The organism is Pelagibius marinus, from assembly GCF_014925385.1.
In the GTDB taxonomy this organism is placed as follows: domain Bacteria; phylum Pseudomonadota; class Alphaproteobacteria; order Kiloniellales; family Kiloniellaceae; genus Pelagibius; species Pelagibius marinus.
Genome location: NZ_JACSDK010000015.1, coordinates 82,951 through 102,690 on the forward strand (window position 1 = coordinate 82,951; position 19,740 = coordinate 102,690).

The following is a 19,740-nucleotide window of genomic DNA, read 5'->3' on the forward strand; positions in this document are numbered from 1 at the left end:
CTTTCTCCCTGTGTTTTCTCGTCGGCCTAGGCCGGAAGCCACTCCTGCAGGACCAGTTCCAAGGTGATGCAGATGGGGTTGGCGCCGCGCCGGAAGCGCCCACCGTAGACCTGGGCCTTGCCGTCGGCGATGGTGCCGCGCAGCTCGGCCCGCGGCCTGCCGCCGGCGTCGGGACGGACCTCGCCGGCCAGGGTCAGGATCTCGATGCCCGGGCCCGGCACCTGGATGACCCTGTCGCCGGCCTCCAGCACCGCGTCGACTAGGCTGCCGACCGCCGAGCGCACCACCGCGTGGCTGAGCCCGTGCTCGCCGCAGGCCGCCTCCACCGCGCCCACCAGGTCCTCGTTGGGGCGCAGGCGCACCACGGCGATGCGGCCCAGCTTGCCTTCCTCGAAGGTCGCCGCCTCGCTCATGCCGGTAGCTTTGTCGGTTGGAACAGCGGGTAGTTGGTCTCGCTGTCGTAGCTGGCGGCGAAGGCCGCCTCGCGCAGCGGCGTCACCAGCGCCACCGCGCCGCCGCTGCCGAGCAGCACGTCGCCCGGCGGCAGGTGGCCGCCGTGCAGCCGCCCTTCGGCGTCAACCACCACCGCATGACAGTGCAACAGGGTGTCGCCGTCCGGGCCGGGTCCCAGGATGCCGTTGGCGCCCAACAGGGTCACCGGCCCCTCCAGCCAGGTCGGCGCTCCGTAGGTGGCGACCCTTTCGCCGCTGGGGTCCTCGGCACCGGTCAGATAGGCCATGCGCTCGATCTCGGCCGCGACAATCTGCACGGCGGCATGGGCGACGCCCTTGCCCGCCAGCGCCGCCACGAGGCCGCGCAACAGGTCCTGGCCGCCCGTCAGCGTCACGCGCAGATCGCTCACCGGCGCCGCCCATTCCAGGAGGCGGCGCGGCTGCAATGCTGCGCCGGGCTGTACGAGCCTTCTCATTGTGCCGCCGTCTCCGATGCCAGGTCGCCGCGCGCGTAAAGTTCCTCGCGGATCAGGTGCTTGGGCACCTTGCCGTAGCCGGACTTGGGCAGTTCGTCCCAGAAGAACACGCGGCGCGGCTGCTTGTAGCGGGCCAGCTTGTCCTTCAGGAAGCCGAGCAGTTCCTCGGCGCCGGCGCTCTGACCCGCCTCCAGCACGACGACGGCGACGCCGGTCTCGCCCCATTCCGGGTCGGGCACGCCCAGCACCGCCACCTCGGCGACGGCGGGGTGGGTCAGCAGTACCTCTTCGGCCTCGCGCGGATAGACGTTGGAGCCGCCGGAGATGTACATGTCGGAGGCGCGCCCGGTGATGTAGAGGAAGCCCCTTTCGTCCAGCCTGCCCAGGTCGCCGGTGTGGAACCACCCGTCCCTCAGGGCCTTGGCGTTGGCTTCCGGGTTGTTGTGGTAGCCGGCGAAGACGGCGGGACCGCGCACGCAGATCTCGCCCTGCTCCCCGGCGGGCAGGCGCCTGCCCTCGGCGTCCTTGATGGCGACCTCCATGCCGGTGCGGGCATAGCCGCAGGAGCCGAGCGGCATCTCGTCGTCGTCCAGGCTGTGCGCCTCGCGCGGCAGCACGGTGATGTTCCCCGTCACCTCGCCCAGGCCGTAGTACTGCACGATCACCTTGCCGAGCTTCTGCAGCGCTTCCTTCTGGTCGGCGCGGTACATGGGCGCGCCCGCATAGATGACGTAGCGCAGCGAGGAATGGTCGACGCGATCGGCCGCCGGGTGGCGCACCAGGCGCGTCAGGATGGTCGGCACGGTGAACATGTTGGTGATGCGGTGTTCCTCGACCAGCCGCCAGATCTCTTCCTCGTCGAACTTCTCACCGGCCAGCAGCACCGACTTGGTGCCCCGCGCCACCTGCGAGAGGGCATGCGCCCCCGCGCCGTGGCTGAGCGGCGCCACCACCAGCGAGGCGTCGCCCCAGTGCGTGGTGCCGGGCATGAGATCGGCCAGGTGGTTGTTGGTGACGAAGGCGAGCTGGCCGTGGGTCAGCACCGCCGCCTTGGGCCGCCCCGTGGTGCCGGAGGTGTAGAAGAACCAGCAGGGGTCGTCGTAATCGACCTCGGCCTCCTCCACGTCACCGCCGTTATCCTCGGTCACCAGGGCCTCGTAGGACTCCTCGCCGTCGGGCGCTTCCCCGATGACGATGACACGCTCCAGCGCCTGGGAGGCTTCGCGCACCGCCGCGGCGTGCTGCGGAAAGCTGTCGTCGACGATCATCGCCTTGGCGCCGGAGGAAGAGCCGAGATAGGCGACCTCGGCCGGGGTCAGGCGGTAGTTGGTCGGCACCCAGACGCCGCCCAGCTTGAAGGCCGCCCACATGCTCTCGAACATCTGGTTGGAGTTCTTGGCCTGCACCAGGATCGGATCGCCCTTGCCGAGACCGCGGCGGCGCAAAGCGGCGACCAGGGCGTCGACGCGGGCGTTGGTCTGCGCCCAGGTCCAGGTCCTGTCGCCCCAGACCAGCGCCGTCGCGTCGGGCAGACGCCGTGCCGTGTCGGACAGCAGGCGCCCCAGGTTCATCGCATCGCCCATGGCGGGCACTTATGACCGCAGGGGTTCGAGGATCGAGACGTAGTTGGCCACGGCGGCGCCGCCCATGTTGAAGATGCCGCCCAGCTTGGCGTCCTTCACCTGGATGCCGCCGGCCGTGCCGGTCAGCTGCATGGCGGAGAGGACGTGCATGGAAACGCCGGTGGCGCCGACCGGATGGCCCTTGGCCTTGAGGCCGCCCGAGGGATTGACCGGCAGCTTGCCGTCCTTCTCGGTCCAACCCTCGGCGACGGCGCGGGCGCCCTGGCCGCGCTTGGTCAGGCCCATGGCCTCGTATTCCAGCAGCTCGGCGATGGTGAAGCAGTCGTGGGTCTCCACGAAGCTCAGGTCGTCCAGTTTCACCGCGGCCGACTCCAGCGCCTGGCCCCAGGCCTGCTCGCAGCCCTCGAAGAGGGTGATGTCGCGCTTGCTCATGGGCAGGTAGTCGTTGACGTGCTCGGCGGCGCGGAAGGCCACCGCCTTCTTCAGGCTGAGGGCGCTTTCCACGTCGCTCAGCACCAGGGCTGCCGCGCCGTCGGAGACCAGCGAGCAGTCGGTGCGCTTCAGCGGGCCGGCGACCAGCGGGTTCTTCTCCGAGACGTTGCGGCAGAAGTCGAAACCCAGGTCCTTGCGCATCTGCGCCAGGGGGTTCTCCACGCCGTTCTTGTGGTTCTTCGCGGCGATGCCCGCCAGGGCATCGGACTGGTCGCCGTGCTTCTGGAAGTACTTCTGGGCGATGAGGCCGAAGACCCCGGCGAAGCCGCCCTCAATTTCGCCGTCCTCCTTCTGGTAGGACGCCTTCAGCAGCACGTCGCCGATCTCCTTGCCGGAGATGGCGGTCATCTTCTCCACGCCGATGACCAGCACGAAGCGCGCCTTCCTGGCGGCGATCGACTTCAGGCCCTGGTATACGGCGGCGGAGCCGGAGGCGCAGGCGTTTTCCACGCGCGTGGCCGGCTTGAAACGGAAGTGGTCGCTGAACTGCAGCGCCAGGGAGGACGGGAAGGCCTGGCGCGAGAACCCCTCGTTGAAGTTGCCGACAAAGATCTCGTCGACCTCGTCCGGGCCGATACCGGCATCCTCCAGCGCCTGCACGGCCACCCGGCCGACCAGGGACTCGATGTCGTCGTTCTCGTGCTTGCCGAAAGGCGTGTGGCTCCAGCCGACAATACAGGCGGTCATCTCGATTCTCCCTAAGGGTGCGTCACCCGCTGTTCAAGCGGTGAGTTCTTGCGGCGCAGCATAGCAAAGCGCCCCCCAGGGGTACAGGGTGGGCGCAGCCTTGCCACAGCGGCGCAAGCCCAAGCATTCCGCCGGGCCGCGGCACTAGAAGGAGAGCCTGATCCCGCTCGAAATCGCCAGAATATCGTTGGTGTCGTTGGCGCCCAGGTCTTCCTCGCCGAGGTAGCCGACCGCGAAGATACTGACACCCGGCGCCAGGTTGTAGCGGACGTTGGCGGAGGAACCGAGCAGCTCGTCACCGGAATCTTCATCCTTCGAGTAGATGCCGTTGAGCGAGAAAAACCATGGCCCGCTGCCGTAGGCGAGGCCCAGGTCGGTGGACCAGCCCTCCCCGCCGTTGCCGTTGAGGTCGTCCCAAATGGCGCCCGCGGCCACCGTAAAGCCCGAGACGCCGAGCGCCAGGCCGCCTCCTACTCCGTAGATGTCGTCCTGCGGCTCCACATCCGCGTGCGCAAAGGCGCCGACGACCGCGGCCTCCAGGCTGACGCCGTCGAACGTGCCGTCGTAGCCCAGACCAAAGGAAACATTGTCGTGAAAGCCGGTGACTTGGGCGCCGTGGAAGTCGTTGCCGCTGGCGCCGTCCGCGGTGTCCGGGGTGTAGCTGAAGCCCAAGTTGAACCCGCCGAAGGTGGGGGAGATGTAGGAGAGCTTGGTCGCGTCAGCGGTTTCCAGGCTGCCGATCCGCAGTTCGTCGGAGGTCCGCGCCTCTCCCGTGAAGGCGCTGCTCAGGAAGGTCGAGGTCGGATTCCCCACCGAGCCATAGTTCACGCCGGTGGAGGTTCCGTTGATGAGGAACGTGTCCTCGACGCCGTCGTTGTTGCCGAACTCCAGCTTGCCGAAGTCACCGCTCGCCCAGATGCTGTTCTCGTCCACGTTGTTGGTGGCGCCGGAATCGGCCTCGAACTCGACATGAAACCCGAAAGTGATGCCGTTATCGGCCATCATCGAACCGTTGACGTGCACCTCGGTGTCGGTGGTGAAGCCGAAGCCGCGGTCGGAAGTGTCCCCGTCCGAATCGCCGGCGGACGCAAAGAACTGCTGGAACCCCGAGAGCTCCAGTTCCTGCGCGCCGGCCGGTTGCGCCGTGGCTACGGCAACTCCCACGGCGCTGCTGGTCAGCAGAGCGGCTTTGACCCGCCGGCAGCGCGGCGCGCCGGCGGCGCCGGCCGAGGTGCCAGGCACGGCCTGCGAACGTCCCATGCCTTCAGAATTCCCCGGCTTCTGCCATTCGGTCTCCACTACGGTCTGCGCCGCCCCTAAACAACCACACCTTTAGCGGTTAATTCTAATCAAAACAGTCGATTAAGCTGTATCGTGAGTCAAGCAACCAATTTTTTCCGGTGACAGGGGACGACTGGCCGCTGCAAACAGTCATTACAAGGGACTACAAAGCGCGAAGCGCGGTCTTTCCCGGGCCTCCTGCCTGCGCGGGCGCCGCTTCTTGGCGGTTTCCCGGGCTTGGCCGCGGAACAGGTGTTTCAGCGGGGGCGGATCGCATGGCACACTGGCGACCGGATCGCGCGCAGGCAATCACCCGGCAACCTCCCAACCCGTCCCGGCAACAACCTTGATAACTCCCCGAATATTCAAAGCACTCGCCCTTCTGCTCCTGACGGTTTCACTGCCGCCCCTGGCCGCGGTCTGCCGCGCCGAGGAAGGCCGCGACGGCGACCCCGACCCCGCCTGGATCATCACCGGACAATTCAGCAACGACCTCTTTGGCGGCTCCGACCAGCACTTTACCCACGGCATGCGCCTCAGCGCCCTCTCGCCGGACGGGATCGTGCCGGAGTTCATCGAGGACGCGGGCAAGGCCCTGCCGATCTTCCCGGACGACGGCAGCCTGCGGGTCACCTACAGCCTGGGCCAGGAGATGTTCACGCCGGAACGCATCGAAGTTCACGAGCTGATCGAGGACGACCGCCCCTACGCCGGCTGGCTCTACGCCGGGGTCGGCCTGGTCTCCGCCACCGAAGACCGGCTCGACAACCTGGAACTGAACCTCGGCGTGGTCGGACCGGCCTCGCTGGCCGAGCAGACGCAGACCGAATATCACAAGCTGATCGGCGTGCAGACGCCGGAGGGGTGGGACAACCAGCTGAAGAATGAGCCCGGTATCGTTCTCTACTACGAGCACAAGTGGCGCAACCTGTGGAAGGCCGAGGAAGGAGACGTGCCGCTGCTGCGCGACCTGCCGCTGCTCGACCAGCTGCAGTTCGACGTCACGCCGCATCTGGGCGGCGCTCTGGGCAACGTCTACACTTACGGCGCCGGCGGCCTGACCCTGCGCATCGGCGACGACCTGCCCGCCGACTACGGCCCGCCGCGTATCCGGCCCGCCCTGCCCGGCTCCGACTACTTCCGCCCCGACGACTGGTTCGGCTGGTATCTCTTCGCCGGCGCCGAAGGGCGCGTCGTGCTGCGCAACATCTTCCTGGACGGCAACACCTTCCAGGACAGCCACAGCGTCGACAAATACCCGCTGGTGGCGGACCTGCAGGCCGGGATCGCCGTGATGCTGGGCGAGCGCGTGCGCCTCGCTTACACCCACCTGTGGCGGACCAAGGAATTCCGCGAGCAGGACGCTCCGGACCAGTTCGGCACCTTCAGTGTGTCGCTGCGCTTCTGAGGCCGCCCGGCCGCTGCGCGGTGCAGGGCTCGGACGGCCTCACAAAGGTCCGGTTCAGTTCGGGCGCGCGACGTAGTCGGCGTAGATTTCCGCCGCCGCGTAGGCCTTGGGGGTCGCGACGTGGCAGTAGCGGCCGAAGTTGTAGTACTCCAGCTTGCCCTTGGGCAGATCGACCCGCCCGGCAACCGCCAGCGCGGGGAAGAGATAAGCCTGGCGCGCCGGCGCCGGCAGGGCCATGAGGCCAAGCTGCAGTTCCTCCACCGTCACCCGGCCGCCCTGCTTCACCGCGAGGGTCAGGTCGGGGTCCTTCAGCAGGCCGGCCGCCAGCGCCGCCTCGGCGCTGCCGACCTCCACCTTGCGCCGCTCCAGCGGGCGCCGCCAGACGTGGAACACGCCGACGGTGCGCACGCCGGCGTCGTTGTCCGGGTCCGGCTCCAGGTCGATCTCCGTCTTGGCGCCCGGTCCGATCACCGGCATGCCGTCGAGAGCGTAGTTCAGCTTCAGCGTCGCATCGCCCGCACCGCGCGACAGGACCTCGCCCTTTTCGGAAAGCTGGGCGACCTGGATCAGCTCGGCGCGCTCGGTCGCCACGTGGGCAAGGTCGAAACCCGCTTCCCTGAGGACCTCATGCGCGTAGCCGGTCACGGCCCGCGACGATTTCTTGCCGAGCGTGAACACCGTGTCGCCATTGTCGTCGCTTTCTTCGGCCAGGTCCGGCCATTCGCGCAGCTCGTTGGGATGGGCCTCGGAGGCGGAGAGGTTGCGCGACCACACCGCGCCGGAGGCCGGGAAGAACTCCACATCGCCGTCACGCCCGGCCCAGACCCGGCTGTTCTCCGTCTCCATCTCGCGCAACTTGCCGAGGCCGAGGCGGCCGGCCAGGCGGGAGATGCCTTCACGGCGCTCCTCCAGCGGCGGCGCGGCCACGCGCACGGCGTGGAGGGCCGCGGGGATCTCCGGCATCTTGGTCCGAAACTTGATCTGCTTCATGTCGATGGTCATCTTCGTGCTCTCCTCAGCAGGAGCCGCGGGCCGTCCAGAAGGTCCGGTTCTGGCTCGGATCGGACGGTTCCGATTTCGTGATCTTCTCGTTGTAGGTCGAGACGTTGGACCCGCCGGAGGTCTTGCCCTCCGCGCGCAGATAGGCCCACTGCACGTTCGAGCCTTCGACGAGCTGGTTCGCCTTCTTCCAGGCATCACGAATGGTGTAGTGCGGGAAGAACGAAACCAGATAGTGCAGAGCTCCGCCGTACATCGCGAAGTACTGGCCGCGCGGGTCCTGCCCGCCGCCCGAGTAGGAGCTGTTGTGGAAGCCGCACATATAGTGCAGCCGCTCGAAGGCCGGGATCCAGCGGCCGACCGAATTCGACGAGGTGTGCTCCAGCAGAGCACAGGCGTGGGTGGCGAAGACCTCGAGGTCGCCGATGCCGAAATCCACGTTGTCACCCGTGGAGACCGACCCGTCGGACGTGGAGAACCCGTTGGGATTCCCGTGCGAGGACATCATCAGGCAGTCGACCTTCTCGCTCTTCTCCTGATAGTTGGATGTGACGACGAAATCCTTTTCGAGGACGCCTGAATCGCCGTGGTCCTCGGTCCAGTCGAACCCGGATGCCAGGGCGAAGGTCGCGGGGAAGCCCTGGGCCTCTTTGCGGCGTCCGTCGATACCGTCTTTGATCCACCAGGAGCCCATGCGCTTAGCCATGGTTCTTTCCTCCAATTTTCCAGATGTCGCGTGGAGACATGCATCTCCAAAAGGCCCGGCTTACCGTCGGCGCAGACTGGTTCCGCGCGCTCTTTCGGCAGGCTGCGAGCCGGACGTTCAATACCTTGCAGGTAGTCTGAAGCAGCCTGAATGCCGCTATCCTAGACCCATGCCGCAGCCGATTCCGATGGGAATTCCTTGGTACCCATCAAGTGACACAGTGTTCACTGCGCCGTCACGACGCCGACAGCCGTCGGCGCCGCGTGCGGTTGAACGAAAGACTTCAGCGATCACCCTTGCGGAAGACGTTCTTCGACAAGGTGGTGTGCATCTCCTCGATCTGGTCGGCGCTGATCACGCGGTCGAAGATCGAATCGCCGTTGCCTTCCTTGAACATGATGTTCTTCTTGGAATTGTTCGCCGAGGGATGATGGATGCCGCAATAGTGGCCCAGCTCGTGGGCCAGGGAGCGCGCCAATTCCTCGGTCGTGCGAGCCCCCGAGCCGCCGCCGACGAAGTCGGCCATGGCCGCCACGGTGATCGACTTGCCGAAGCCCGGCGGCTTGCTCTTGGCCTGGGTGCCGACCTTCTTGAAATCGTGCACGAAGACCACGTCGATCTCGCCGGAACGCTTCCAGGATGCCGGGTAATCGGCGCCGCCGCGCTTGACGACGAACTTGTTGTCGTCGGTGCGGAAGGTGCAGTGCGCGACCGACAGCTTCAGCAGCGCACCGCAGTCCTCGTAGAACCTGTTCACGTGATTGACGATCGTCAGCACGGCCTTCTCGGCGGTGCTGGAGGAGTTCCAGTCACCGGGAAACTCGCCCTTGGAGTTCTTCACGATGGTGACGTTGAGGTCCAGGTCGAAAGGGGTGCGGCGCAGGGAAGTGATGCCGTTCTTGAAGCCCGACTTGCCGCCCGCCTTCTTCGAGCCGAGGTTGCTGACGTTCTTCGGCCCCTTCACATAGAGGACGCCACCCTTCCAGTCTTCCTTCTTGAACAGCAGCACCGGCTCGCCGCCGGTGATCTTGATGGAGGAAGGGTTGTTGCCGACCTTGGTGTCCTTCAGGCTGGATTTGTTGCGGGCGAAGCTCTGGCTGCCGCCTTTGAAATCCGTATCCGTAAACAGCGTAACCGTCATCGTCTCTCTCCACGTCGGGTGAGTTGCAACTGGGTTCACTGAGAAGCGATGGCCGCACCTTCGCTTCCACGGCATCAGACAACATTGAAGCATCGCCCGGAAGCTGTGGCAAAGCGCACAGGCTCCCCGGAAGGGTCACGTCTACCCGAAATTGCCAGGCGAAGACGGCCGCCGAAACGGCCTGAAGCCCTACTCCCCGCCGCCGTGCGGCAGGGTTTCCATGAAGCGCACGGGCCGGCCGGTGGGGCCGCCGCGCAGTTCGCCGTCGCGCATGGCGACGTGGCCGCGGATGATGGTGGCCATCGGCCAGCCGGTGATGGGCTTGCCCTCGAAAGGGGACCAGCCGCACTTGGACTGCAGCCAGGCCTGCTCGATGTGGGTCTTGGCCTTCAGGTCCACGACGGTGAAGTCGCCGTCGTAGCCGACGGCGATGCGGCCCTTGCCGGCGATGTTGTAGATGCGCTGGGCGCCCGCCGAGGTAAGGTCGACCAGGCGTTCCAGGGTCAGCTTGCCGGCGTTCATGTGGTCCAGCAGCAGCGGCAGCAGGGTCTGCACGCCGGGCATGCCCGAGGGCGAGCGCGGATAGGGCGCGGCCTTTTCTTCGCGGGTGTGGGGCGCGTGGTCGGAGCCGACCACGTCGACGATGCCCAGGCGCACCGCCTCCCACAGCGCCTCGCGGTGGCGCGCCTCGCGGATCGGCGGGTTCATCTGCGCGAAGCTGCCGATCTCCTCGTAGCAATAGGGCGCCGCCAGGGTCAGGTGCTGCGGCGTCACCTCCATGGTGGCGATGTCCTTGGCGGCGGCCAGGATCGGCACCTCCTCCGCCGTGGTCACGTGCAGCACGTGGATGCGCTTGCCCGCCTCGCGCGCCAGCTTCAAGAGGCGCTTCGTCGAGCGCACGGCGGTCTCCACGTCGCGCCATTCGGGGTGCTGGGAGACCTTGCCGCCCTCGCGGATCAGCTCGAAGCGCTCGCGCAGGCGCACCTCGTCCTCGGAGTGCACGGCGACGCGGCGATTGACGTGCTTCAGGATGCGGCGCAGATCCTCGTCCTCGTGCACCAGCAGCGAACCGGTGGAGGACCCCATGAAGATCTTCACCCCGCAGACCCCGGGCAGGCGCTCCAGCTCGCCCAGGCGCTCGGCGTTCTCCGCCGCCGCGCCCGCGAAGAAGGCGTGGTCGCACCAGGCCCGCCCTTCCGCGCGGGTCAGCTTGTCGTTGATCGCCGCTTCGTCGATGGTCGCCGGGCTGGTGTTCGGCATCTCGAAGACCGCGGTGACGCCGCCCATGACCGCCGCACGGGTGCCGCTTTCCAGGTCTTCCTTGTGCTCCAGGCCGGGCTCACGGAAGTGCACCTGGGTGTCGATGACGCCCGGCAGCACCGTCAGGCCCTTGGCGTCGAAGACCTCGTCGGCGCGGGCGCGGTCCAGTGCGCCGATGTCGACGATGCGCCCCTCGGCCACCGCCACGTCGGCGGAGACCAGCCCGGAGGGCGTGAAGACGTCGCCGCCGGTGACAATGAGATCCCAGTCCTTGGCCATCGCTCAGTCTTTCTTATCTAGGGCTACGACGCCGCAGCGGCGGGCCGCCCCGCCAGCAGGCGCTCGAAGAGGTCAAGGTAGCGCCGCACGGCGACGTCCTCGGTGAAGCCTTGCTCAAAGGCCGTCCGGCCGGCCTGGGCCAGACGTTCGGCGGTCTGCGGGTCGTCGATCAGGCGCCGCAGGGCCGCCGCCATGGCCGCTGCGTCGTCGATGGGCACCAGCAGGCCGTTCTCCCCGTCCTTGATCAACCAGGACGGCCCCTGGCTGGCCGCCGAGACCATCGGCAGGCGGTGCATCCAGCCTTCCAGCACCACGCTGCCCAGGGGCTCGTGGCGCGACGGTACCACGTAGAGATCGGCGGCGGCGAAATAGGGCGCGGCGTCGTGCTGCCAGCCGAGGAAACGCACCCGCCCGCCGATGCCCAGGTCGGCGGCCTGGCGCTCCAGCTTCTCGCGCAGCGGTCCCTCGCCGGCCAGCCAGAGGTAGGCGCCGGGCAGCCGCGCCACCGCCTGCAGCAGGATGTCGAAGGCCTTGTTCTCGTGCAGCCGGCCCAGCGCGAAAATCAGCGGCGCCTCGGCGGGCGTGTCCAGGCTCGCGCGGTCGGCCGGCGGAGTCGCGCTCTTGTCCTCGACGAAGTTGGGGATGACGTGCACGCGCTCCTCGGCAAAGCCGTGCTTTACGCAGTGCGCCTTGATGTCCGGCGTGATGCAGACCAGGTGATCGCAGTTGCGGTAGTACTTCATGCTGTAGTAGCCGCCGAGCCGCGCCAGGTGCAGAAAATCGCCCTTGGGCATGGCCGCCGAGGCGCGGTTCATGTATGTCAGCGCCAGTTCCGGCCGGAACCCGGCGATCTCACGCTGCAGAATCTTCCTGGTCTGCCAGTCGAAGAGGCCGCCGAAGGGCGCGGTCACCGGCTCGATCCCGCCGGCGCGCAGTACTTCCAGGCTTTTTTCGTGGGGGCGAATCACCACGCGCTGCTCGACACCAGCCCGCTTCAGCGCAAGACAAAGACGCAGGAAGTGCATCTCGGCGCCGCCTTGCGGAGCGCCCGCCAGGGCTTGCAGCAGGCGCGGCATGGAACCGGTGAAACTCCCTTGGATTGCGCCCGGCGGCGAATTCAGCGGCCGGCGGCCTGGGAACGCGCCGGCAGCCCCGCCTTCCGCCGGGCCAGCAGTCGATTGCGGAACACGATCAGATAGAAAAGGATGAAGAGCGATAAGTAAAGCTCCTGCACCTCGCTGGCCTGGTAGAAGATCACCGGATCCCAAAGGCCCTTCGACTGCAGACGCTCCGAGAACTTCGCGGTCTCTCCGATCAAGGCCACCGGCAGGCAGACCAGCGGCGGCAGAAAGACTGCAAAGCGACCTGCGCGGATCGCCGGACGGCGCAGTGCCAGCAGCGGAATGATGATCCCGCCGACGATGACCCCGATCTCCAGCAGGGTGCGCGGCTTCTGGTCGAGCCAGGAGGAGGTGTTGTGCAGGTTGGTCTCGCCTTGATCGTTGATCGCCTGCCAGCTCTCCGGCGTCAGCCAGCCGGCGTAGTGCTGGCCCCAGCTCGCCTCTTCGCCCGCCATGTAGACGCTGCCCAGCAGGCCCAGCAGAATCCAGACAAAGACCAGGCGGTCGCGCCGCACCTCCGCCAGCAGCAGGATGCGCAGCGCTACGATCACGGAAATGATCGGGACGATGACGTGAGTCGCCTCCAGCAGACCGATCTCGCCGACCACGTAGCTTCTGTAGAAGTCCGGGTTCAGGTGCCAGGTGAACGACAGCACCCCGGCGATCACCAGCGGCAGCCAGAGGTAGAGCAGCACGGGCAGACGCTCCGCCGCCTGCAGACGCTGCACGGTCTGCCTTCCGGCGGTGTCGGCGCTGGTATCGCTGAGTTGAGACATGCTTTCCCGATTCGGCTGTGCCTGGGCGCTGAGACGCCTTGCAGGAATGAGACGCCACTATGTCACCTGGATGAAAAATTTCAATCTCGTGACAGCCGCTGCCGGCTTGAGGGGCCGACGGCCTTGCGGCTTTGTGACGGTGCCGCGAAGATTGCTAGACTGTCGCCAGCACCCGACCTCCGGCGGCCTGTATCCCGACCGCCCCTTCCCGCAGTGGAAATCCATGTCCTCAGGCTCCCCTTCCCGCATCCTGGTCATCAAGCTGTCGGCCTTCGGCGATTTCATCCTGTCGATCGCCAGTTTCCAGGCGATCCGCGCCCATCACCCGCAAGCGGAGATCACTCTGCTGACCACAGCGCCCTTCGAACGCATGGCCGAGGCCAGCGGCTGCTTCGACCGGGTCTGGATCGACCGGCGCCCGGCCTGGTGGCAGCCCGGCGCCTGGCTGGCCCTGCGCCGGCAGCTCGCCGGCGGCCGCTTCCAGCGGGTCTACGACCTGCAGCGTTCCGACCGCAGCGGCGGCTACTTCCGCCTGCTGCCGTCGCCGAAGCCCGAGTGGGTGGGCGTGGTGCCCGGCTGCTCGCACCGCTACATCCAGCCAAGCGACCAGGTGCTGCACATCTGCGAGCGCGAAGGCCAGCAACTGGCCCTTGCCGGGGTGCCCATTCCCGGCCTGCCCGACCTCTCCTTCCTGGATGCCGATGTGAGCGGCCTTGAGCTACCGGAGCGCTTCGCCCTGCTGGTCCCCGGCGGCTCAGCGCACCGGCCGGGCAAGCGCTGGCCGGCAGCGCACTACGCCGCCCTGGCCCGCCACCTGCTGGCGCGCGGCCTGGTGCCGCTGCTGCTCGGCGCCGAGGCCGAACGCGCGGAGATCGCCGAAATCGCCGCAGCGGCACCGGGCGCCCGCGACCTCTGCGGCAGGACCAGCCTGGAGGCCCTCGCCGCGCTCGGCCGCCGTGCAGAGCTTGCCGTCGGCAACGACACCGGGCCCATGCACCTCATCGCCGCGGCGGGCGCGCCCTCGCTGGTGCTCTATTCCCACGATTCCGACCCGGCCAAGATCGCCCCGCGCGGCCCCAGCGTCGCCACCCTGCGCCGCGAGCGCCTGGCGGAGCTGTCGCTCGAAGAAGTGCTGGAAGCCTTGCCGGCGAAAACCTGACAGTCAGGACCTGCCAGCACCGTCCCCTATTTCTTCTTTGCCTTCTTCGTTGCGGCCTTCTTCGTGGGTTTCGATGACGGCTTGAAACGAATCCGCACACGGCCCCCATCCGCTGCCGCTTCCACCTGAAAGGCCCCCGTGCTGCGCACCAGGTCACTGAGCTTTCGGCAGCCGTAGGTGCGAGGGTCGAAGTCCGGTGCGAGGATTCCCAGCTGCTTGCCCACCGGGCTGAGATGCGCCCATCCGTCTTCGCTGCCGAGTTGCGCCATGGCCCGCCGGATAAGGGGCGTCGCGGCGCTTGCCGGGCGAAGCGGCTTCCGCGCAACTAGCGCGCTGTTATCGACCACCGGCTCGGGCAGCAGGTTCTCGGTGTAGATGAAGCGGTGGCAGGCCTGCCGGAAGCTCTCTGGCGTCTTCTGCTCTCCGAAACCGTAAACATCCAGGCCTTCCTCGCGGATGCGGGCGGCCAGGCGCGTGAAGTCGCTGTCGGAGGAGACCAGGCAAAAGGCATCGAAGCGGCCACTGTGCAGCAGGTCCATCGCGTCGATGACCATGGCCACGTCAGAGGCGTTCTTCCCGACTGTGTAAGGAAACTGCTGGTGCGGGATGATGGCGTACTTCGGCAGAACCTCCTTCCAGCCTTTCGAGCGGCTGTGGGAAAAATCGCCGTAGATGCGCCGGACGCTGGCCTCACCGATAGCGGCGATCTCCTCGAAGAGACCGTCGGCGATCTTGGAGGAGGAATTGTCCGCATCGATGAGCACGGCAAGACGGGGCGAGCGCCAATCTGACATAGGAGCGCCTTTTAGAGTTTATCTGCTGACCCCACTCAAGAGTGAGCCATCCGGTGCGGCCCTTCAACCGGAAGACGCGACGGCCGTGCCGCTCTTTGGGATAGGCTGGGAATGTCCGGGCGCCGCCTAGCTCGCTGAAATCCGGGCCCAGAGGTTGCGCGCGGCGGTCTCGGCCGCGTCGACGCTGAGGCTTTCCATGAAGCATTGGTGGGCGGCGAAGTCGAAGTCCGGCGCGCCGGTCAACTCCTCAAAGCTTTCCGGCGTGCGCAGGAAGGCGGCTTTCGGCCCCCAGGGCCGGTAGCGCGCCTCGGGGCTGGGCCCGAAGAGACCGAGGGTCGGCGTGCCCGCCGCCGCGGCGAGATGCATCAAGCCCGAATCGTTGCCGACGAAGAAGTCCGCGCGCTCCAGGCAGCCGGCGGCCATCAGCAGATCGCTTTTCTCGAAAAGGTTCACGCCGCGCTCGCCGGCCGCCTGCAACACCGGGCGGGCCTGGAACATCTCGTGCGGCGCCGCCAGCACGGCGATGCGCGCGCCGGGCAGGATGCCGTCCTCGGCGGTGAGGCGCAGGGCCAGCTCGGCGAAGCGCTCGGCCGGCCAGGTCTTGCCCTGCCAGTTGGCGGCCGGCGCCACGGCCAGCACCGGCGTGCCGTCGTCGGGCAGCAGGTCCGCCGCCCGCGCGCGCACCGCCTCGGCCAGCCAGAGGCGCGGCGCCGGCGGCGGGTCCATCCCGATGAGGTCGCCCAGCTCCTCCACCCGGTGGCGGCCCGGCTTGCGCCTGCCGATGACGTAGCGCCGCCCCGCCGGCACAAGGTAAGACACCGCCGAGCCGCGCAGGTCGATGACCACGTCCCAGTAGCGGAAGGCCGTGCGCCGCCAGACCTTCAGCCAGTGGCGGTTGTAGCTCTGCTTGTCGATGAGGATGATCCGCTCCAGCCCCGGTACGGCGGCGAAGAGCGGCGCCGAAAGCCGCCCTACGGCGACGGTCACCTTGATCCCCGGGCGGCGCGCGATCATCTCGCCCAGCAGGCCGGTGGAGAGCACGGCATCGCCGATGCGGGTCGCGGTGATGAAAAGCAGGCGCATGAGGCTTGGGCGGGCGACTCGTCCGGGAAAAGGGGCTTATCCGCGTTATAGGGCCGCCGCCGGGGCTTGGCAAAGGCCGCCTTCGCGCGCCCCCTTGCGCGAAAGCCGGCAGGATGCCACCTCTAAGGTGCTGAACAACTGGGTAGGATTCGGCGAGATATGGCGGAAAGCCCCGACAACGAGGCAAGGGCTGTCATCCTGGCGCACCGTGGCGTGCTGCGGATCGGCGGCGCCGACCGGCGTGACTTCCTGCAGGGCATCGTTTCCAACGACGTGACGCGGGTCACGCCGGAGAGCGCGGTCTGGAGCGCCTTCCTGACGCCCCAGGGCAAGTTCCTGCACGAGTTCTTCCTGGTCGAAGAGGGCGAGAGTTTCCTTGCCGACTGCGAGGCCGAACGGAGCGCCGACCTGGCCCGCCGCCTGAAGCTCTACAAGCTGCGTGCCCAGGTCAGCGTCGAGGCGGCCGACGACCTGGCCGTCGCCGCCCTCTTCGGCGCCGGGGCACTGGCGAAGCTGGAGCTGCCCGCCGAGCCGGGGCGCGCCCGCCCCTTCGCCGGCGGCCGAGCCTTCGTCGACCCGCGCCTGCCGAGCCTCGGCGCCCGCGCCCTCCTGCCGAAAGACGGCGCGGAGGCGGCCCTCGGCGAGGCCGGCTTTTCGATGGGAACCTTGGCCGACTACGACGCCCTGAGGATCGCCGCCGGGGTGCCCGACGGCAGCCGCGACCTGGAGGTCGAGAAGGCGACCCTGCTGGAAAGCGGCTTCGACGAGCTGCACGGCATCGACTGGGACAAGGGCTGCTACATGGGCCAGGAACTGACCGCGCGCATGCGCTACCGCGGCCTCACCAAGAAGCGCCTGATCCCGGTGGTCATCGCCGGTCCGGCCCCGGAGCCCGGCACCCCCTTGACCCGCGCCGGCAAGGAGAGCGGCACCCTGCGCTCCGCCGTTGCACACAACGGCGGCTCCATCGGCCTCGCCCTCTTGCGCCTCGACGCCCTGGAAGACGGCGAACCGCTGCTCGCCGGCGACGCCGAGGTCACGCCGAAGAAACCTGCTTGGGCGAGTTTCTAAGCGGTACGCCCCCTCACCCTAAAAAAAAACAAACCCTCTCCCCAGGTGGGAGAGGGTTGCGAAGTCTTAGCGGGCAATGCCCGCTTAGACGGAGCTGGGTGAGGGGGACTCTGTCAGTCGACGATGGCCGCGGAGAGGTCGGCGAGGCGCTCGTAGGGAGCGTCGCCGCGGTCCAGGTTCATGCGGCAGCCCAGCATCTCCGCGCGCTTCACGCCTTCGCGCCCGAAACGGGTGGTGAGCGCCTCGCGGAACCACAGCTTGGCGTTGGCGTGGCGGCGCGCCTCCAGGCGGCCGGCCTCGCCGAGCCAGTCCCGGTGGCGGTCGATCGCTTCCATCAGCGGCGCGATGCCGGAGCCCTTCTGGGCGCCCACCGGCAGGATCGGCACGGTCCAGCCGTCGCGGCGGCGCTGGTGGGCCAGGGCGGCCTTCAGGTCGGCCTTGGTGCGCTGGGCGGCCTCCATGTCGGCCTTGGTGACCACGGCCAGGTCCGGAATCTCCATGATGCCGGCTTTCATGAACTGCAGGGAATCGCCGGAGCCCGGCTGCACGCAGAACACGACGGTGTCGGCGACCCAGGCCACGTCGGTTTCCGACTGGCCGACGCCCACGGTCTCGATCAGCACCACGTCGAAGACAGCGCGCATCAGCAGCATGCCGCCGACGGTCAGCTCCGCCAGGCCGCCCAGGCGGTCGCGCGCGGCCATGGAGCGCACGAAGACGCCCGTATCCTCCGGATCGGTCATGAGGCGCAGTCGGTCGCCCAGCAGGGCGCCGCCGGTCTGGCGCGAGGAAGGATCGACGGCGATGACGCCGACCGTCCGCCCGCTTTCGCGCAGCTTCGGGATCAGCGCCCCCAGCAGGGTCGACTTGCCGACGCCCGGCGGGCCGGTGATGCCGACCACCTGGGCGCGCGGCGCCGCGTAGGCGGTGTCCAGCAAGCCGATGGTCTGGGGCGCGTCGGGGGCGGATTCCAGCACGGCCAGGGCCTCCGCCATGGCGGCCTTGCCGCCGTCGGTCAGGTCTTGGAAGGTCATGCTGCGCCCGAGTGCCATGCCCTCAAGTTGGCCGCGTCTCGCCCCTAGGGTCAAGGGCGAAGATGTTACCAAACCCCGTAAAACACCCGGAAATCGGACGCCGACGGTCTACCCACAAGGGTTGATCTGCCTCAAGGCGCCACCTATCTGGGAGGCCTAGGCTCAATCGAACGTCATCCAAAGACGTCCTTTGTTTTCACAGGAGGTTAGGAATGGCTCTCAGAGATTTAGCCCCTTGGCATCACGGCAAGAGTGGAACTCCGGCGCTGAGCGATCTGCAGCGCGAGGTCGACCGCGTTTTCGAAAGCTTCTGGAACGGCCTGGGCACCCCCTCGCTGCTGCGCGAGAACGGCGGCGCGATGGCCCTCGACGTACGCGTCGACACCAGCGAGGACGACAAGGCCTATCACGTGACCGCCGAGCTGCCCGGCATGACCGAGAAGGACATCGAGGTCACCTTCGCCGACAACATGCTGACCATTTCCGGCGAGAAGAGAGAGGAGAAGGAGGTCAAGGAGGAGAACTATCACCGCCGCGAGCGCTCCTTCGGCAGCTTCCGCCGCTCCTTCTCCCTGCCCAGCGAGGTCGACGAAGGCAAGATCAGCGCCGCCTTCAAGGACGGCGTCATGACCATCGACCTGCCCAAGGCGAAGTCCGCGCAGAAGAAGGCCAAGAAGATCACCATCTCGCGCGGCAAGTAGCCGGCGCGGGCGCTGGCCTTCAACGTTTTTCATTTCCCAAGCCCAGACCTCGGGCCGCCTCTATGGCGGCCCCGTTTCTTTGGCTCATTTATTGTCCCACTTGGCAAGTGCGAGAAGTCGGTCGCTTGCGCCCTCTGTCATGAAGCGAATCAGATCGGTCCTTGTCCAAATGAAGTGATGCTGTGTCGCGAACGCATTCTCGGCGCCCGTAATAATGTCCAATTCGAATGGCTCAAGATCAACGCCGAGAGAAGACAGATCATGAAACTTGGTTTCCGCTCTGAAATCCCAAAGTTCCGGCCTTTTAAAGGCTTCTACTCCTTCCTTGGAGAATCGATCACGAAGACCTTCAATGAAAATGCCACCAGCGACCTCAATTCGCCCAAGACATAGCTCATCGGAGGTATGCAGCAAGGTATTTCGAGAGGTGTAGATTCCGAGGCTGCCATTGCGATGGCTTCGACTGTCGAAGTCCATGCTTGCGACACACTTCAGGAGCTTATTCGTCACAAAACACCTCAGAAAAGGCGCTACCGCGGGCACTTTGCCGCGATTCTCCAAGTACAAATCGATTGAAAGAGTAATGATTCCCAGTGAGCCACGTTCAGTCTTTGACCGTACACTCACCGCCCAAGACACATCTAGCTGCGCTTGTTTCGGCGCAAGCATCATATCCCTAACCTGGCTGTGATCCATCGCGCGCGTGGAATCAACGCCACGGCGGAAATACTTCTGGTGATCCGGAGCCAGGCTCATATGAGGTCGCGACTCGGATTTTCCGATCCGAATAGCAAGAAACCCGGAATCGCTTCCGGCGGCCGCAGGAATTGCCAGTGTTTCAATATCAGGATTTTCGGGGCGCAAGATCTCCCCAATTAAGGCGTCAACTAGCGCTCTAAATCTGTCGATCTTCGAAATGGGAGTAACACCCGCTGCGACATCGATCCCATCTACCTTCGTAGTCTCGATTCCAAACACGACTGTGCCGCCATCAGCATTGCTAAATCCACTCAGTACGGCGCCTAAGTTCTTCCTGTCGTTCTTAGACAATTCCGGTTTGGATGGATCATCCTTACACTTGAACTCCAACCCCAAACCTTCCTCGAACGATTCAGAAATCAGTTCTTGCAGCGCGACTTCACCATTCTCTTTCAAACGATCAAAAATCATCGTTCATGGTCCACACTAAAAGGCGCTGCTACGGTACGACTATCGCGTAAATTTACGCAATACTTTG

Annotated in this window: 19 protein-coding genes; 4 read left to right on the forward strand and 15 right to left on the reverse strand. The window is 66.6% G+C overall.

From position 1 onward, the window contains the following. Positions 1–26 precede the first annotated feature (26 nt). From H7X47_RS18175 to H7X47_RS18195, 5 genes are all read right to left on the reverse strand, one after another. On the reverse strand, positions 27–413 hold the full coding sequence (locus H7X47_RS18175) for a PCC domain-containing protein (RefSeq protein WP_193370151.1): 387 nt from the start codon (positions 411–413) through the stop codon (positions 27–29). Further along, positions 410–928: a PCC domain-containing protein gene (locus tag H7X47_RS18180; protein ID WP_193370153.1), complete on the reverse strand. Its 519-nt coding sequence runs from the start codon at positions 926–928 to the stop codon at positions 410–412. Before H7X47_RS18180 ends, H7X47_RS18175 begins: the two co-directional genes overlap by 4 nt. Then, a complete protein-coding gene (locus H7X47_RS18185; protein WP_193370154.1) occupies positions 925–2,511 on the reverse strand; it encodes an acyl-CoA synthetase in 1,587 nt (528 codons plus the stop codon). The genes H7X47_RS18180 and H7X47_RS18185 overlap by 4 nt, the downstream gene beginning before the upstream one ends. 9 nt (positions 2,512–2,520) lie before the next feature. Next, positions 2,521–3,690 carry an acetyl-CoA acetyltransferase gene (locus tag H7X47_RS18190; RefSeq protein WP_193370155.1) on the reverse strand — a complete coding sequence of 390 codons (1,170 nt, stop codon included), beginning with the start codon at positions 3,688–3,690 and terminating at the stop codon, positions 2,521–2,523. Between the two features lie 144 nt (positions 3,691–3,834). Continuing rightward, complete coding sequence (locus H7X47_RS18195) at positions 3,835–4,950, reverse strand: porin (RefSeq protein WP_193370157.1); 1,116 nt, start codon at positions 4,948–4,950, stop codon at positions 3,835–3,837. Between the two features lie 367 nt (positions 4,951–5,317). Between H7X47_RS18195 and H7X47_RS18200 the strand changes: the two genes are divergently transcribed. Further along, the gene (locus tag H7X47_RS18200) at positions 5,318–6,379 is read left to right on the forward strand and encodes a lipid A deacylase LpxR family protein (protein ID WP_227010598.1); all 1,062 of its coding nucleotides are present in this window, start codon (positions 5,318–5,320) and stop codon (positions 6,377–6,379) included. Positions 6,380–6,433: 54 nt separating this feature from the next. Here H7X47_RS18200 and H7X47_RS18205 read toward each other — a convergent pair whose 3' ends face one another. The 6 genes from H7X47_RS18205 to H7X47_RS18230 form a co-directional block, all read right to left on the reverse strand. Then, positions 6,434–7,381 (reverse strand): hypothetical protein, encoded by a 948-nt coding sequence (locus H7X47_RS18205; protein WP_193370158.1) that lies wholly within the window; start codon positions 7,379–7,381, stop codon positions 6,434–6,436. 13 nt (positions 7,382–7,394) lie between these two features. Then, positions 7,395–8,084 carry a DUF6345 domain-containing protein gene (locus H7X47_RS18210; RefSeq protein ID WP_193370159.1) on the reverse strand — a complete coding sequence of 230 codons (690 nt, stop codon included), beginning with the start codon at positions 8,082–8,084 and terminating at the stop codon, positions 7,395–7,397. A 283-nt stretch (positions 8,085–8,367) separates the two neighbouring features. Beyond that, positions 8,368–9,225 carry a hypothetical protein gene (locus tag H7X47_RS18215; RefSeq protein WP_193370160.1) on the reverse strand — a complete coding sequence of 286 codons (858 nt, stop codon included), beginning with the start codon at positions 9,223–9,225 and terminating at the stop codon, positions 8,368–8,370. A gap of 189 nt (positions 9,226–9,414) precedes the next feature. Then, entirely contained in the window at positions 9,415–10,764 is a 1,350-nt protein-coding gene (locus H7X47_RS18220) for a dihydroorotase (protein ID WP_193370161.1), read from the reverse strand. Between the two features lie 23 nt (positions 10,765–10,787). Beyond that, on the reverse strand, positions 10,788–11,840 hold the full coding sequence (locus H7X47_RS18225) for a glycosyltransferase (protein ID WP_193370162.1): 1,053 nt from the start codon (positions 11,838–11,840) through the stop codon (positions 10,788–10,790). A gap of 41 nt (positions 11,841–11,881) precedes the next feature. Next, positions 11,882–12,661, reverse strand: a complete 780-nt coding sequence (locus H7X47_RS18230) for a hypothetical protein (RefSeq protein ID WP_193370163.1) — start codon at positions 12,659–12,661, stop codon at positions 11,882–11,884. A gap of 223 nt (positions 12,662–12,884) precedes the next feature. Here H7X47_RS18230 and H7X47_RS18235 point away from each other — a divergent pair, with 223 nt between their 5' ends. Continuing rightward, positions 12,885–13,820 (forward strand): glycosyltransferase family 9 protein, encoded by a 936-nt coding sequence (locus tag H7X47_RS18235; RefSeq protein ID WP_193370165.1) that lies wholly within the window; start codon positions 12,885–12,887, stop codon positions 13,818–13,820. Between the two features lie 26 nt (positions 13,821–13,846). Here H7X47_RS18235 and H7X47_RS18240 read toward each other — a convergent pair whose 3' ends face one another. Beyond that, positions 13,847–14,614, reverse strand: a complete 768-nt coding sequence (locus H7X47_RS18240) for an NYN domain-containing protein (RefSeq protein ID WP_193370166.1) — start codon at positions 14,612–14,614, stop codon at positions 13,847–13,849. Positions 14,615–14,740: 126 nt separating this feature from the next. Then, positions 14,741–15,697 carry a glycosyltransferase family 9 protein gene (locus H7X47_RS18245; RefSeq protein ID WP_193370167.1) on the reverse strand — a complete coding sequence of 319 codons (957 nt, stop codon included), beginning with the start codon at positions 15,695–15,697 and terminating at the stop codon, positions 14,741–14,743. Between the two features lie 159 nt (positions 15,698–15,856). Here H7X47_RS18245 and ygfZ point away from each other — a divergent pair, with 159 nt between their 5' ends. Next, entirely contained in the window at positions 15,857–16,768 is a 912-nt protein-coding gene (ygfZ, locus tag H7X47_RS18250; RefSeq protein ID WP_193370169.1) for a CAF17-like 4Fe-4S cluster assembly/insertion protein YgfZ, read from the forward strand. A 113-nt stretch (positions 16,769–16,881) separates the two neighbouring features. On the opposite strand, the gene meaB is transcribed toward ygfZ, so the two are convergent. Continuing rightward, complete coding sequence (meaB, locus tag H7X47_RS18255) at positions 16,882–17,802, reverse strand: methylmalonyl Co-A mutase-associated GTPase MeaB (protein WP_193370171.1); 921 nt, start codon at positions 17,800–17,802, stop codon at positions 16,882–16,884. A 212-nt stretch (positions 17,803–18,014) separates the two neighbouring features. Between meaB and H7X47_RS18260 the strand changes: the two genes are divergently transcribed. Then, complete coding sequence (locus tag H7X47_RS18260; protein ID WP_193370172.1) at positions 18,015–18,503, forward strand: Hsp20/alpha crystallin family protein; 489 nt, start codon at positions 18,015–18,017, stop codon at positions 18,501–18,503. A gap of 84 nt (positions 18,504–18,587) precedes the next feature. Here the strand turns inward: H7X47_RS18260 and H7X47_RS18265 are convergent, their stop codons facing one another. Beyond that, on the reverse strand, positions 18,588–19,673 hold the full coding sequence (locus H7X47_RS18265; protein ID WP_193370173.1) for an AlbA family DNA-binding domain-containing protein: 1,086 nt from the start codon (positions 19,671–19,673) through the stop codon (positions 18,588–18,590). Positions 19,674–19,740: the final 67 nt, after the last annotated feature.